This window comes from Sphingomonas sp. LR60 (assembly GCF_036855935.1).
Classification (GTDB): domain Bacteria; phylum Pseudomonadota; class Alphaproteobacteria; order Sphingomonadales; family Sphingomonadaceae; genus Sphingomonas.
In genome coordinates, this window is the sequence record NZ_JASPFK010000001.1 from 1,958,801 (window position 1) to 1,971,561 (window position 12,761).

Genomic DNA, 12,761 nt, shown 5'->3' on the forward strand with positions numbered 1-12,761 from the left:
CGTTTCTGGAACCCCGCTTCCGCGGACCTCTGCGGAGATGGTGGATCATAAATGTCCCAGGCCGTTCCCTGGCGAAGGCCGGGGTCAAGTTACGATGGGTTCTCGGATAGTTACGAGCGTCCCCCAACTGGACCCCGGCCCTCGCCGGGGAACGGGAAGCAGGGTTTCGCAGAGGTTCCCCTCCGCGAGGAGGACGTCGGTCGTGGCAGATTGATCCGTTTTCGACGCGTTCGGCCGCATACCGTCAAAACGGCCCCACCTCGCCGCGACAATCGCCCCCCGCCCCGCTCCAGTCGCGCGCATGTCCAGCGCGAATCGACCCACCAACCACCTGTATTACGGCGACAACCTCGACGTGCTCCGCCGCGAGATCGGCGATGCGACGATCGACCTCGTCTACCTAGATCCGCCCTTCAACTCGAACGCCAGCTACAACATCCTCTTCCGCTCACCGACCGGCGACACCGCGGACGCACAGATCGAGGCGTTCGAGGACACGTGGCGCTGGAACGACCGCGCCGAGGATGCCTTCGACCACGTCGCGCGCAGCGGCCACACCAAGGCGTTCGACCTGCTGAACGCGATGCGCAGCTTCCTCGGCGACAACGACATGATGGCCTATCTGGCGATGATGGCGGTGCGCGTGATCGAGTTGCACCGGGTGCTCAAGCCGACCGGCAGCCTCTACCTACACTGCGATTCCACCGCGAGCCATTACCTCAAGCTGCTGCTCGACGGCGTGTTCGGTGCCGATCGCTACCGCAACGAGATCATCTGGAAACGAACCACCGCCCATGCCGACGGCGGCCGTTGGGGCCGCAACCTCGACACGTTGCTCTTCTACACACGAGGTGCGGAATACGTCTGGCACCCGCCCTACACCGCCTATGACGCGGAATACGAAGCCCGCTTCCGCCAGCGCGACCCCGACGGTCGCCGCTGGATGGACGACAACCTCACCGCCAAGGGGCTGTCGGGCGGCGGCTATACCTACGACTATAAGGGCGTGACCTCGCTGTGGCGGATGCCCGAGGAAACGATGCGTCGCCTCGACGCCGAGGGCCGGCTCCACTTCACGCGCAGCGGCGGCATCCGGCTCAAACGCTATCTCGACGAGGCCAAGGGAATGCCGGTGCAGGCGTTATGGGCCGACATCCCCGCGCTCAACTCGCAGGCGCAGGAGCGGCTCGGCTATCCCACGCAAAGGCCGATCGCGCTGCTCGAGCGGATCATCGCCGCGTCGTCAAACGAGTGTGATGTCGTGCTCGACCCGTTCTGCGGCTGCGGCACCGCGGTCCATGCCGCGCAGAAGCTCCACCGGCAGTGGATCGGGATCGACGTCACCCATCTCGCCATCTCGCTGATCGAAAAGCGGATGCAGGCCGCCTTCCCCGGCGTGTCGTTCACCGTCGAGGGCACGCTCAAGGACCTCGCATCCGCCGAGGACCTCGCGCGTCGCGACAAATATCAGTTCCAATGGTGGGCGGTGTCGATGGTCGACGCCATGCCGTACGGCGGGCGCAGGAAAGGTGCCGATGGCGGCATTGATGGGATCATCTATTTCAAGCCCGACGGTCGCCGCACCGAGCGCGCGCTGGTCTCGGTAAAGGGCGGGGATCATGTCGGCGTGACGATGGTCCGCGACCTGCATTCCGCAATGATCCGCGAGAAAGCCGCCGCCGCGGTCTTCGTCACCAAGGTCGCGCCATCGCGCCCGATGGAAAAGGAAGCCGCCGCCGCCGGCCGCTTCACCTCCGAGGTCACGGGCAAAAGCTATCCGCGCCTCCAGATCATCACGCTCGCCGAACTGTTCAAGGGCCGCCGCCCCGACCTGCCCTACGTCGACGCCACCGCCGCCTTCCGCCAGGCCCCGCGCGAGAGCGGCTCGCGGCAAGCGTCGTTGCTCTAAATGTCGTCCATTCCCCCGGCGAAGGCCGGGGCCCAGTTGGGACACGCTCGTGACGAGTCGAAACGCCGCCCAACTGGACCCCGGCCTCCGCCGGGGAACGGTTCGAAAAATCGCAGCGGTTCGATCAGGTCCGGAGACCGAACCGAGCGAAGCCATCACTTCTTGTCGGTCGCCCCGTCGATCGCCGACCCGGCCTTGTCCGCCGTGCTCTCGACGCTCTTCGCCGCCGAGGTGATCGCATTGTTCTTGGCCGTCTCGCTGTCGCCGCGCGCGATCATGAAATAGGCCGCGACCGCCACCACGATCAGCACCGCCAGCCCGATCAGCAACCCGCCGCCGCTACCGCGACGCTCGATGATCGTGGTGTGCGGGGTCTGCGTTACGCGATCGTCACTCATAGCTCTCTCCCTTTGCTTTGGTGGAGCCATGAATGCGACCGTCCCGGCAATGTTCCGTTACCGGAATTACTTGCCCTGTCCCAATCTTGGGCCTGTCCCGAACCGGATCAGAACGGCAGCTTGAACCCCGGCGGCAGCGGCAGGCCGCTGGTCATCTTCGACATCTCGGTCGACGACGCCGCATCCGCCTTCGCACGCGCATCGTTCAGCGCCGCCGCGATCAGATCCTCGAGCATCTGCTTCTCTGACGGGACGATCAGCGAAACGTCGAGCGCCACCGCGATGATCCGCCCCTTGGCCGAGGCCTTGACCTTCACCAGCCCGCCGCCGGCAACGCCCTCGACCTCGATCGTGTCGAGGCTGTCCTGCGCCTTTTGCAGTTCGTTCTGAACGTTCTGGGCCATCGCCAGAATGTCGTTGAGATCCTTCATGTAATACTCCCCATCATGTAATACTTCGCTGCGCGGGTTTCGGATCGATCAGCTCGGCGCCCGAAAAGGCATCGAAGGCGGCGGCGACGATCGGATGCGCGCGCGCCGCGTCATGTCGCGCCTGCACCACGTCCTGCTCGGCCTCGAACATCGTCGGCGCGCCGGGCAGGTCGGCCATTGCCAATTTCCACGGCATCCCGGTCGTCTCGCGCAGCACCGCCGCCAGCTCGGTCAGCGTGTCGGTCGACAACGGCCGCGTTCCGCTGAACACGATCTCGGGCGGGGCGTAGCGCACGAGGCTCGCGCCACGCCGCAACCGCACCAGCAGGTCGAGCTTGCCCCGCTCATCAAGCAAGGCAAGCACCCCCGCAAACTCCTTGGGCGCGCGATCCTCGGGCGTCGGCGGCGCGGCAGGCGCCACCGGCGCACTCGGCGCCGCCGTCGGCACGTCCCCCGCTGCCAGCCGTCGCGCCAGTTCGCCCGGATCGGGCAGCGTCGAGGCATGGATCGCGCGCAGGATCGCCATCTCGGCGGTCTCGATCGGCAGCGCCGCGCGCCCGACCTCCTCATGCCCCTTCAGGAACAATTGCCACAGCCGGTGCAGCGCCGGGAACGACAGCTTCCCCGCCCAGTCGCGATAGGCCGCGCGCTCCTCGGCCGGCTGCGCGGCATCGTCGGGCGCACCGACCTTCACCTGAGTCACGCCATGCACCGCCTCGAGCAGCGCGCGCATCACGCCCAACGGATCGACCCCGAGATCATATTGCCGGCGCAAGGCGGCGAGTGCGCCGGGCGCATCGGCGGCGAGCACCAACGCGAGCAGGTCGCGCACCGCGTTGCGGTCCGACAACCCCAACATCTCGCGCACCGCCTCGGCACGCACGCCCCCGCCTTCGAGATCGGCGTGCGCGATCGCCTGGTCGAGGATCGACAGCCCGTCGCGCGCCGACCCTTCCGCCGCGCGCGCGATCAGCGCCAGCGCTTCGGGATCGGCCTGCGCACCTTCCGCCGCGACGACGCGTCCGAAATGCTCGGCGAGCAGTTGCGCGGGAATGCGCCGCAAATCGAACCGCTGGCAGCGCGACAGCACCGTCACCGGCACCTTGTTCACCTCGGTGGTGGCGAACAGGAACTTCACATGCGCCGGCGGCTCCTCCAGCGTCTTGAGCAGCCCGTTGAACGCCGCCTTCGACAGCATATGGACTTCGTCGATGATGTAGATCTTGTAGCGCGCCGAGACCGCGGCATAGCGCGACGCCTCGATGATCTCGCGCACGTCATCGATGCCGGTATGGCTGGCGGCGTCCATCTCGATCACGTCGATATGCCGCCCCTCGGCGATCGCCCGGCACGGCTCGCACACCCCGCACGGATCGATCGTCGCGCCACCCTGCCCATCGGGTCCGACGCAATTGAGTGCCTTCGCGATCAGCCGTGCGGTCGAGGTCTTGCCGACCCCGCGCACGCCGGTCAGCAGAAAGGCGTGCGCGATCCGGTCGCGCTTGATCGCATTGCCCAGCGTCTGAACCATCGCGTCCTGCCCGATCAGCGCGGCGAAGGTCTGCGGCCGGTATTTGCGCGCCAACACGCGATAAGGCTGCGCGCTTGCCGCAGGCTGCGGCGGCGTACCGAGGTCGAGAGAGTCGGACATTGCCATGGGATATAGGAGCGCGCGGACGGCTTGTCGAAGCCTCCTGAAGCGAGGAGGTTTCATTAACCCTGTCACGGCATCATCGTGCCTTCAGGCAGGCAGGATCATCGACATGTTGAGCATTACCGGCACGACGACGGCGTCGTCCATCACCGGCACGTCGACATCGCAGCCCGCAAAGGCCGGCGGCGCCTCGTTCGCCGACGTCATGGACGCCTTCCGCAAGGAAGCGCGGATGACGCCGCAACAGCGCATCCGCCGCGATGTCCTGAAGGAGAACCGCCTGACCGAAGAGGGGCTGGCCGCGATGTCACCGGCTGAGCGCAAGGCGATCGAGGAAGAAATCGCCCCGATCATCGCCAAGCGCGTCAAGGCGCTGGAAGAAGAGGCAAAGACGAAGGGCAAGCTGATCGGCCTGCCATCGATGTAGGCGACCTGTCGCAACCACCGTCGCCCCTGCGAAGGCAGGGGCCCATGTCTGCGCATTCCTGCGATCCGCTCGCCGCCAAACCAAACGCCGATGTGTCCGAAGAGCAAAACCGCCGCGGCAAAGCCGCGCCGTCGGCCGGAGCTGCGCCCCGCCGGCCGCGCTTGCCAGCGTGGAGCGTCACTGCCGCTCTCTCGCTGGCTACGCGGTGGGAGCCGGAACGACCCGCGGCGAAATCGTTGTGGCTGCTTCCGTCAGGACCTGACCAAGTTGGCGACGACCACGTCCGCCCGACTCCCACGCGCCCTATGGCGAAGTCGGGCGGACGGATCAAGCCGTCAGCTTAGCGACGGACGCGGAAGCACTGCCGCTGCGGACCATAATAGCCGTCCACCCACTGGCAGACCGTCCGCGTACGCGGCCCGCCGCGATAGCCGTTCCATGCATAGCGATTGTCCCGCCAGCCGCGATTGTCGCGCCACCCGCGGTCGCCGCGCCAGCCGCGGTCGCCACGCCAACCGCGATCGCCGCGCCATTCACGCCGGTCGTCATACCCGCGCCGGTCGTCACGCCGGTCGTCCCAGCCGCGCCGATCGTCCCAGTGATGCCGCGGTCCCGGCTGCGCGGATGCCGCAGTCGGCACCAGCGTCATGGCGGCCATCAGGCCCGCGAAGCTCAAGGTCATCAGTTTCATACGCTCTACTCCCGAAATCCCCTGCCCTGTGTGCAAGATGCTCCGGTGGCGCTGCACCGACCCTGAACCCTATGGTAAGCTAACAGAAAGCTTGTCGAACGCCGGGGTCAGCACGATCTGGCACGCCAGCCGGCTGGTCCGCCGAGCGTCGGCGACCAGGTCGAGCATGTCCTCTTCCTCCTCGCGCGCGGCCGGCAACCGCGCAAACCACTCGGCATCGACGATCACATGGCAGGTCGCGCACGCCAGATCGCCATTGCACGTCCCCTCCAGCGGCAGACCATTGCGCCGCGCGACATCGAGCAATCGCTCGCCTGCGGTCGCCGCGCGTTCCTCGCCGTCGAAGATCACCTTCATGCCGCCACCTTCTGCGCATTCGCCGCCGCCACCAGCCGGTCGAGCGCGGCCACCAGTTCATCCTCGTGCGTATAGCGACCGAAGCCGATGCGGATCGTCGCGCGCGCCTGCGCATCGCTCAGCCCGATCGCACGCAGCACATGGCTGGTCCGCCCCGACCCGCTCGCGCACGCCGACCCCGCCGAGAACGCCACATCGCGCACGTCGCTCATCAACCGCGCGACATCCACCCCGTCGCGGCGCACGCTCACATTGCCCGGCCAGCGCTGGCCGTCGGCGCCATTGAGCGTCCACCCCGCCAGCCGCGCCCGCGCCACCGCGAACAATCGCGCCGCCTGCGCCGCATCTTCCGCCATCCGCGTCTTCGCCAAGGCCGCCGCCGCGCCGAAGCCAGCGCACAACGCCGGGCTCAACGTCCCCGATCGCCCGCCTTCCTGGTCGCCGCCATGCAGCAGTGGCGTCGGCGTCACGCCGTCGCGTATCCACAAGGCACCGATCCCCTTCGGCCCGTAGATCTTGTGCGCCGACACCGCGACCATGTCGCACCCGTCCGGGATCGCGATGCGGCCGAACCCCTGCACCGCATCGCACAGCAGCATCGCGCCCAGCGGCTTCACCGCCGCCGCGATTTCCGCGACCGGCTGGATCGTCCCGATCTCGTTGTTGACCAGCATCACCGCGACCAGTCGCGCGCCGGTCTCGTGCACCGCCGCCGCCGCCGCGTCCGGCGAGACCCGCCCGTCGTTGTCGACCGGCACCAACACGTTCGCGCGCCCGCTCGCCGCCACGGTGTCGAGCACCGCGGCATGTTCGGTCGCCTGCGTCACGATCGCGCCGCTTGCGCCCTTGATCGCCCAATTGAGCGCCTCGGTCGCCCCGCTCGTGAACACGACGCGCCCGCCCGCGGGCAGCAGCCCCGCGACCTGCGCGCGCGCCATCTCGACCGCCGCCTTCGCCGCACGTCCGGCGCGGTGCGGCGAGTGCGGATTGGCATGTTGGTCGCGCAACCACGGGAGCATCGCATCGAGCGCTTCGGGTGCGAGCGGCGTCGTCGCCTGATAATCGAGATAGGTCACGCCGCGAACCGGCCGGTCGCCCGCGCCACCCCGCGCCATGCCGCGATGAAGCGCTCGACATCCGCATCGGTCGTCGTCCGCCCGAAGCTCACCCGCACCACCTCGCGCGTCGCTTCCTCGCTCCACCCCATCGCGCGCAGCACATGGCTCGGCTTCAGGCTCCCGCTCGCGCACGCGCTCCCCGCCGACACCGCGATCCCCTGCATGTCGAAGCGGATCAGCTGCGCCGCCGACGCCACGCCCGGCATCCGATATGCGCCGATCGCCGGGTGCCGCGCAGTTTCCTCAGCGACGACGATCCCCCCGGACCGCCGGATCGCATCATCCAGCCGCGCCCGGCGGACGCCATGATCCGGCTCCGCCTCGTCCAGCGCCGCAGCGTGGCCGAGCACTCCCGGCAAATTCTCGGTGCCCGGCCGATAGCCGCGCTCCTGCCCACCGCTCGGATGCAAGGTCGCGACATCGCGCACCAGCAGCGCGCCCGTCCCCGGCGGACCGCCCCTCTTGTGCGCCGACACCGCGACGAAGTCCGCGACCGCCGCCAGCTCGTCCAACGCCGGCATCTGCGCGGCATCGACCAGCAACAACCCGCCACCCTCATGCACCGCCGTCGCGATCGCCGCGATCGGCTGCCGCACCCCTGTCTCGCTGTTGCACCATTGCACCGCCACCAGCGCATCCGCCACGTCGCCCAGCGCCGCCGGGTCGACCCGCCCCAGCGCATCGATCGGCACCACATCGGCCCGCCCCGCAGCGCGCAGCACCGCATCATGCTCCACCGCCGACACGATCCGCCGCCGCGCCGTGCAGCGAGCGAGCGCGATCGCCAGCGACTCGCTCGCCCCGCTCGTCAGCAACACCTCGCCCGACCAGCCATAAGCCGCACCGATCCGCCCCCGCGCCGCCTCCAGCGCCGCGCGCGCCGCGCGCCCGGCGGCGTGGGGCGAGGACGGATTGGCCCACATCGCCATCCCGTCCCGCACCGCCTGCACGGCCGCGCGGGTCATCGGAGTCGTCGCGGCGTGGTCGAGATACAGCGGCTCGGTCAAGACACATTCCATTTTTGGCGTTCGGGCCTATATAGCGCGCTTCCTGCCGTCCCCAACGGCTGCCTGCCCAAGCACAAGGTCATCATGCCAGAAGTCATCTTTCCCGGACCCGAAGGCCGCATCGAGGGGCGCTTCGCCCCCGCCCCGCGCCCGCGCGCGCCCGTCGCGATGATCCTCCACCCGCACCCGAACGCGGGCGGCACGATGAACAACAAGATCGTGCAGGAACTCTACAAGACTTTCCAGCGCCGCGGCTTCGCGACGCTGCGCTTCAACTTCCGCGGCGTCGGCAAGAGCCAGGGCACGTTCGACAACGGCATCGGCGAATTGTCCGACGCCGCCTCCGCGCTCGATTGGGTGCAGAGCTTCCATCAGGAAGCGCAGACCACCTGGGTCGCGGGCTTCGGCTTCGGCGCGTGGATCGCGATGCAGCTACTGATGCGCCGTCCGGAGATCCGCGGCTTCATCTCGATCGCGCCGCCCGCGAACCTGTTCGACTTCTCGTTCCTCGCGCCGTGCCCGTCGTCGGGGATCATCATCCAGGGCGCGGAGGACGAGGTCGCCACCCCGCTCGCCTCGCAGAAGCTGGTCGACAAGCTGCGCACGCAGAAGCACATCACGATCCACCACGACGTGATCCCGCGCGCCAACCACTTCTTCGAGCACGAGATGGACGACCTGATGAAGTCGGTCGACAACTACCTCGACATGCGGCTCGATCCGAACTCGCCTATCAAGTGAGCCGCGCGGAAGCGCAGGCGCTCGCCTGCGCCCGCCTTCCGCGGCGCACCGGCCGGCGGCGCCCAGCGCCGACCGACGACGCGGGCTTTGCCCGCGTTCTCAACTCCCCTCCCTAAAAGGGAGGGGCCGGGTGTGGGTGGCCGCTTGCGAAGCGGCACTTGAATGCCCCCTCACACCGTCCAGATCAACACATTCCCCACCAGCACCGCGGCCATCACCAGCATCAGCACGCCCTTCAGCCGCTGCCGCCGCTTCACCAGCAGATGCGCCCCCCGATCGCGCAGGCGAACGCCGCCAGCATCGCCACCGCCGGCGCGACCGCCGCGATCCCGTTCAGCGCAGCAGCGTTCACGCCCCGTCTCCCGCCAGCACCCGCGCATAGTCCGCCATATCGACGTTCCCACCCGACAGCATCACCAGCGTCCCCGGCTCGACCGCCACCCGCCCGGCCAGCACCGCCGCAAGCGCCACCGCGCCCCCCGGCTCCACCACCAGCCGCAAATGCGCCGCGGCCCAGCGCTGAGCCGCCCGCACCTCCGCCTCACTCACCGCCACCCCGGTCGCATCGCGCCGCGCCAGCACTTCGAACGTCAGCGGCGAGACGCGGGTCGTCTGCAACGCATCGCACGCCGTCGGCGGCGGCGCGTCGCCGACCGGCTCGATCCAGCTCGCCTCTAGGCTGCGGCGCATGTCGTCCCAGCCCTCCGGCTCGACCACCGTCACCCGCGCCTCGGGGAGTGCAAGCGCGAGCCCCGCCGCCAGTCCGCCACCACCGCATGGCACCACGACATGCCGCGGCGCGCCGAACCCCGCGGCCGCCATCTGCGCCGCCGCCTCGATCCCGGCGCTACCCTGCCCCTCGATCACCCATGGATCGTCGAAGCTCGGCACCAACGTCGCACCGCGCGCCTCCGCCAGCCGTGCCGCGATCGTCTCGCGCGATTCGGTCGCGCGGTCGTACGGCACCACCTCCGCCCCCAGCGCCAGCGTCGACTCGCGCTTGGCGGCAGGCGCGTCGGAGGGCATGACGACGGTTGCCGAAATACCCAATTGCTTCGCCGCCCACGCAATTCCCTGCGCATGATTGCCCGACGAGAACGCCACGACGCCGCGTTGCCTCGATTCGTCGCTTAAAGCGGTCAGCCGATGCCATGCACCGCGTACCTTGAACGCCCCGACCGGCTGAAGACACTCCGCCTTGAAAGCGACGTCCAACCCGTTGATCTCTGGCGAAAAAATTGGCGTCGGTGGGAGCACCGCCGCCACCTTGGCCGCGGCATCGCGCACCCCGGCGCGGGTCGGCTGTCGCATAATCGTCACAATTGAACCTTTCGTCGCAATGGACACTTTACATCCACGTCCAGCGATCATATTTCGCGCCTCCGCTGCCCCATGGGACTTCCAACCGCAAGGCAGCTTTTTGTCACCGTATGCCGAAAGGCAATTGGAGGTCCCTTGAGTTGCACCAGCATCATCGCGCGCTGGGGTTAGCGCCCCTCTCGACCGTTTCCGCCGATCACGTCGCCGGGGCCATCGACATCGCCGCTCGTCAGCCGGTTCAGCCGGTGACGATCGTTCGTCCGCACGCCGCGGCACGGGCCGCCCGCTTCTTTACGGAGAAGTTTCCGGGCCGGACCATGTATGCGGTCAAGGCGAACCCGAGCCCGGAGCTGCTACGCACGCTCTATGACAATGGTGTGACGACCTACGACGTCGCCTCGATCGCCGAGGTCCGTCTGGTCGCGCGCACGTTGCCGGACGCGACCTTGTGCTTCATGCACCCGGTCAAGGCCGAGGAAGCGATTGCCGAGGCGTATTTCACGCACGGTGTCCGCACCTTCTCGCTCGACAGCATGGAAGAGCTGGCGAAGATCGTGCGTGCCACCCGCGGCGCTGCGGACCTTACCTTGTGCGTGCGGCTGCGCGTCTCGTCGGAGCATTCGAAACTCAGCCTGGGCGCCAAGTTCGGCGTCGCGCCGGACGAGGCCAAGGAGCTGCTGCTCGCTACGCGTCAGGTTGCCGATGCGCTCGGCATCTGCTTCCACGTCGGCTCGCAGGCGATGACTCCGGATGCCTATGCACAGGCGATGGAGCGCGTGCGCCAGGCAATCGTCGCGGCGGCGGTGACGGTCGACGTCATCGACGTCGGCGGTGGCTTCCCCTCGGTCTATCCGGGCATGACCCCGCCGCCGCTGGAGCGTTATTTCGAGACGATCCACCGCGCGTTCGAGAGCCTGCCGATCAGCTATTCGGCCGAGCTCTGGGCGGAGCCGGGTCGCGCGCTCAGCGCCGAGTACAGCTCGGTCGTGGTGCGCGTCGAGCGTCGCCGCGGCGAGGAACTGTACATCAACGACGGGGCCTATGGCGCGCTGTTCGACGCCGCGCACATCGGCTGGCGCTACCCGGTCGCGCTGCTGCGCGAACCCGAGTCGACCGTCCGCGATCATGCGTTCAGCCTTTGGGGTCCGACCTGCGACGACATGGACTATATGCCCGGTCCGTTCCCGCTTCCGGCGGATGTGACCGTCGGCGACTATGTCGAGATCGGGATGCTCGGGGCCTATGGCGCCGCGATGCGGACCGCGTTCAACGGCTTCACCTCGGACGAGACGGTGGTCGCCACCGACGAGCCGATGGAGTCGCTCTACATCGCATTGCCGCAGCAGGTTACCGGCAACGTCGTGAAGCTGTAACGTTACGACTTCAGTGATCCGATGACGGCGTGCGGACATCCCGCACGCCGTCATCGTTCGGGTCTTCGCGTCCCCATTGAACGACGTGTATTTCCCTGTGGGAGCCCCCATGACCGACACCAAGATCAACGACCATCGCAAGGCGGAACTGCTGTCGAAGCAGGTCAAGCACATCGACATCAAGAGCTTCGACGCTCGCCCGATCGTCGACGCGATGAGCGACATGAGCTTCACCAGCCGCGACCTCGGCCGCGCGACGAAGATCTACAACCAGATGCTGGGCGACAAGGACTGCACCGTCGTCCTCGTCATCGCCGGGTCGACCTCGGCCGGCGGCTGCATGGACCTGTATGCGGAACTGGTCCGCAACAACATGGTCGACGTGATCGTCGCGACCGGCGCCACCATCGTCGACATGGATTTCTTCGAGGGCCTGGGCCACAAGCATTATCAGGCGCTCGAAGTGCCCGACGACGATACGCTGCGCTCGCTCTACATCGACCGCATCTACGACACGTATATCGACGAGGAGCAGCTTCAGGACTGCGACCACACGATCTACGAGATCTGCAACCAGGTCGAGCCGAAGGCCTATTCGTCGCGCGCCTTCATCCGCGAGATGGGCAAGTACCTCGTCGAGCACGGGAAGAAGGAGAACAGCCTCGTCAAGCTCGCCTATGAGCATGACGTGCCGATCTTCTGCCCGGCGTTCGTCGACAGCTCGGCCGGCTTCGGCCTCGTCAAGCATCAGGTCGACCGTGCCAAGGAAGGCAAGCCGTATCTGATGATCGACGCGGTCGCGGACTTCCGCGAGCTGACCGACATCAAGATCAAGGCCGGCACGACCGGCCTGCTGATGATCGGCGGCGGCGTGCCGAAGAACTTCATCCAGGATACCGTCGTCTGCGCCGAGATCCTCGGTCACGAGGACGTCGAGGTGCACAAGTACGCGGTGCAGATCACCGTCGCCGACGTCCGCGACGGCGCGTGCTCGTCCTCGACGCTGCAGGAAGCGGCCAGCTGGGGCAAGGTCAACACCGGGATCGAGCAGATGGTGTTCGCCGAAGCCGGCTCGGTCATGCCGCTCCTCGCCTCGGACGCCTACCACCGCGGCCTGTGGAAGGACCGCCCGACCCGCAAGTGGGCGACGCTATTCGACGACAAGTAAGACGCACGGGGGAGAGTGGACGACACTCTCCCCTTCGTCATTCCCGCGCAGGCGAAAGCCGCCGCGCAATCCCTCTTGCTGTACCCCGGCGGAGGCCGGGGCCAGTTGGGGGACGCCACGAACCAAGCGACACGTCACCCAACTGGACCCCGGCCTGCGCCGGGGCA

General features: G+C 67.8%; 13 protein-coding genes and 1 other RNA gene. 5 read left to right on the forward strand and 9 right to left on the reverse strand.

Annotated features, from left to right (window positions below):
• Positions 1–301 precede the first annotated feature (301 nt).
• Positions 302–1,909, forward strand: a complete 1,608-nt coding sequence (locus QP166_RS09050; protein WP_333915621.1) for a DNA methyltransferase — start codon at positions 302–304, stop codon at positions 1,907–1,909.
• A gap of 155 nt (positions 1,910–2,064) precedes the next feature.
• Here QP166_RS09050 and QP166_RS09055 read toward each other — a convergent pair whose 3' ends face one another.
• The 3 genes from QP166_RS09055 to QP166_RS09065 all read right to left on the reverse strand — a co-directional run bounded on the left by QP166_RS09055 (position 2,065) and on the right by QP166_RS09065 (position 4,389).
• A complete protein-coding gene (locus QP166_RS09055; RefSeq protein WP_333915622.1) occupies positions 2,065–2,307 on the reverse strand; it encodes a hypothetical protein in 243 nt (80 codons plus the stop codon).
• 107 nt (positions 2,308–2,414) lie between these two features.
• Positions 2,415–2,738, reverse strand: coding sequence for a YbaB/EbfC family nucleoid-associated protein (locus tag QP166_RS09060; RefSeq protein ID WP_333915623.1), 324 nt, complete (start codon positions 2,736–2,738; stop codon positions 2,415–2,417).
• A 13-nt stretch (positions 2,739–2,751) separates the two neighbouring features.
• Positions 2,752–4,389 (reverse strand): DNA polymerase III subunit gamma/tau, encoded by a 1,638-nt coding sequence (locus tag QP166_RS09065; protein ID WP_333915624.1) that lies wholly within the window; start codon positions 4,387–4,389, stop codon positions 2,752–2,754.
• Between the two features lie 235 nt (positions 4,390–4,624).
• On the opposite strand from QP166_RS09065, the gene QP166_RS09070 reads away from it, so the two are divergent.
• A complete protein-coding gene (locus QP166_RS09070) occupies positions 4,625–4,819 on the forward strand; it encodes a hypothetical protein (protein ID WP_333915625.1) in 195 nt (64 codons plus the stop codon).
• A gap of 201 nt (positions 4,820–5,020) precedes the next feature.
• On the opposite strand, the gene ffs is transcribed toward QP166_RS09070, so the two are convergent.
• The 5 genes from ffs to QP166_RS09095 all read right to left on the reverse strand — a co-directional run bounded on the left by ffs (position 5,021) and on the right by QP166_RS09095 (position 8,004).
• Positions 5,021–5,118, reverse strand: an RNA gene (ffs, locus tag QP166_RS09075) — signal recognition particle sRNA small type.
• Between the two features lie 41 nt (positions 5,119–5,159).
• Positions 5,160–5,510, reverse strand: a complete 351-nt coding sequence (locus QP166_RS09080; protein WP_333915626.1) for a hypothetical protein — start codon at positions 5,508–5,510, stop codon at positions 5,160–5,162.
• 69 nt (positions 5,511–5,579) lie between these two features.
• Positions 5,580–5,867: a 2Fe-2S iron-sulfur cluster-binding protein gene (locus QP166_RS09085; RefSeq protein WP_333915627.1), complete on the reverse strand. Its 288-nt coding sequence runs from the start codon at positions 5,865–5,867 to the stop codon at positions 5,580–5,582.
• Positions 5,864–6,982 (reverse strand): cysteine desulfurase family protein, encoded by a 1,119-nt coding sequence (locus QP166_RS09090; protein WP_443027201.1) that lies wholly within the window; start codon positions 6,980–6,982, stop codon positions 5,864–5,866. Before QP166_RS09090 ends, QP166_RS09085 begins: the two co-directional genes overlap by 4 nt.
• A complete protein-coding gene (locus tag QP166_RS09095) occupies positions 6,940–8,004 on the reverse strand; it encodes a cysteine desulfurase family protein (protein WP_333915628.1) in 1,065 nt (354 codons plus the stop codon). Before QP166_RS09095 ends, QP166_RS09090 begins: the two co-directional genes overlap by 43 nt.
• 72 nt (positions 8,005–8,076) lie before the next feature.
• Here QP166_RS09095 and QP166_RS09100 point away from each other — a divergent pair, with 72 nt between their 5' ends.
• A complete protein-coding gene (locus QP166_RS09100) occupies positions 8,077–8,733 on the forward strand; it encodes an alpha/beta hydrolase (protein ID WP_028965652.1) in 657 nt (218 codons plus the stop codon).
• Between the two features lie 348 nt (positions 8,734–9,081).
• On the opposite strand, the gene QP166_RS09105 is transcribed toward QP166_RS09100, so the two are convergent.
• Positions 9,082–10,044, reverse strand: coding sequence for a threonine ammonia-lyase (locus QP166_RS09105; RefSeq protein WP_333917306.1), 963 nt, complete (start codon positions 10,042–10,044; stop codon positions 9,082–9,084).
• A gap of 149 nt (positions 10,045–10,193) precedes the next feature.
• Between QP166_RS09105 and QP166_RS09110 the strand changes: the two genes are divergently transcribed.
• Entirely contained in the window at positions 10,194–11,426 is a 1,233-nt protein-coding gene (locus tag QP166_RS09110) for a type III PLP-dependent enzyme (RefSeq protein ID WP_333915629.1), read from the forward strand.
• A gap of 109 nt (positions 11,427–11,535) precedes the next feature.
• Positions 11,536–12,594: a 1,9-bis(guanidino)-5-aza-nonane synthase gene (locus QP166_RS09115; protein ID WP_333915630.1), complete on the forward strand. Its 1,059-nt coding sequence runs from the start codon at positions 11,536–11,538 to the stop codon at positions 12,592–12,594.
• Positions 12,595–12,761: the final 167 nt, after the last annotated feature.

Coding starts and splice junctions, on each gene's coding strand:
- QP166_RS09050 (WP_333915621.1), top strand. CDS start 302: ATGTCCAGCGCGAATCGACCCACCAACCACCTGTATTACGGCGACAAC.
- QP166_RS09055 (WP_333915622.1), bottom strand. CDS start 2,307: ATGAGTGACGATCGCGTAACGCAGACCCCGCACACCACGATCATCGAG.
- QP166_RS09060 (WP_333915623.1), bottom strand. CDS start 2,738: ATGAAGGATCTCAACGACATTCTGGCGATGGCCCAGAACGTTCAGAAC.
- QP166_RS09065 (WP_333915624.1), bottom strand. CDS start 4,389: ATGTCCGACTCTCTCGACCTCGGTACGCCGCCGCAGCCTGCGGCAAGC.
- QP166_RS09070 (WP_333915625.1), top strand. CDS start 4,625: ATGACGCCGCAACAGCGCATCCGCCGCGATGTCCTGAAGGAGAACCGC.
- QP166_RS09080 (WP_333915626.1), bottom strand. CDS start 5,510: ATGAAACTGATGACCTTGAGCTTCGCGGGCCTGATGGCCGCCATGACG.
- QP166_RS09085 (WP_333915627.1), bottom strand. CDS start 5,867: ATGAAGGTGATCTTCGACGGCGAGGAACGCGCGGCGACCGCAGGCGAG.
- QP166_RS09090 (WP_443027201.1), bottom strand. CDS start 6,982: ATGGCGCGGGGTGGCGCGGGCGACCGGCCGGTTCGCGGCGTGACCTAT.
- QP166_RS09095 (WP_333915628.1), bottom strand. CDS start 8,004: ATGGAATGTGTCTTGACCGAGCCGCTGTATCTCGACCACGCCGCGACG.
- QP166_RS09100 (WP_028965652.1), top strand. CDS start 8,077: ATGCCAGAAGTCATCTTTCCCGGACCCGAAGGCCGCATCGAGGGGCGC.
- QP166_RS09105 (WP_333917306.1), bottom strand. CDS start 10,044: ATGCGACAGCCGACCCGCGCCGGGGTGCGCGATGCCGCGGCCAAGGTG.
- QP166_RS09115 (WP_333915630.1), top strand. CDS start 11,536: ATGACCGACACCAAGATCAACGACCATCGCAAGGCGGAACTGCTGTCG.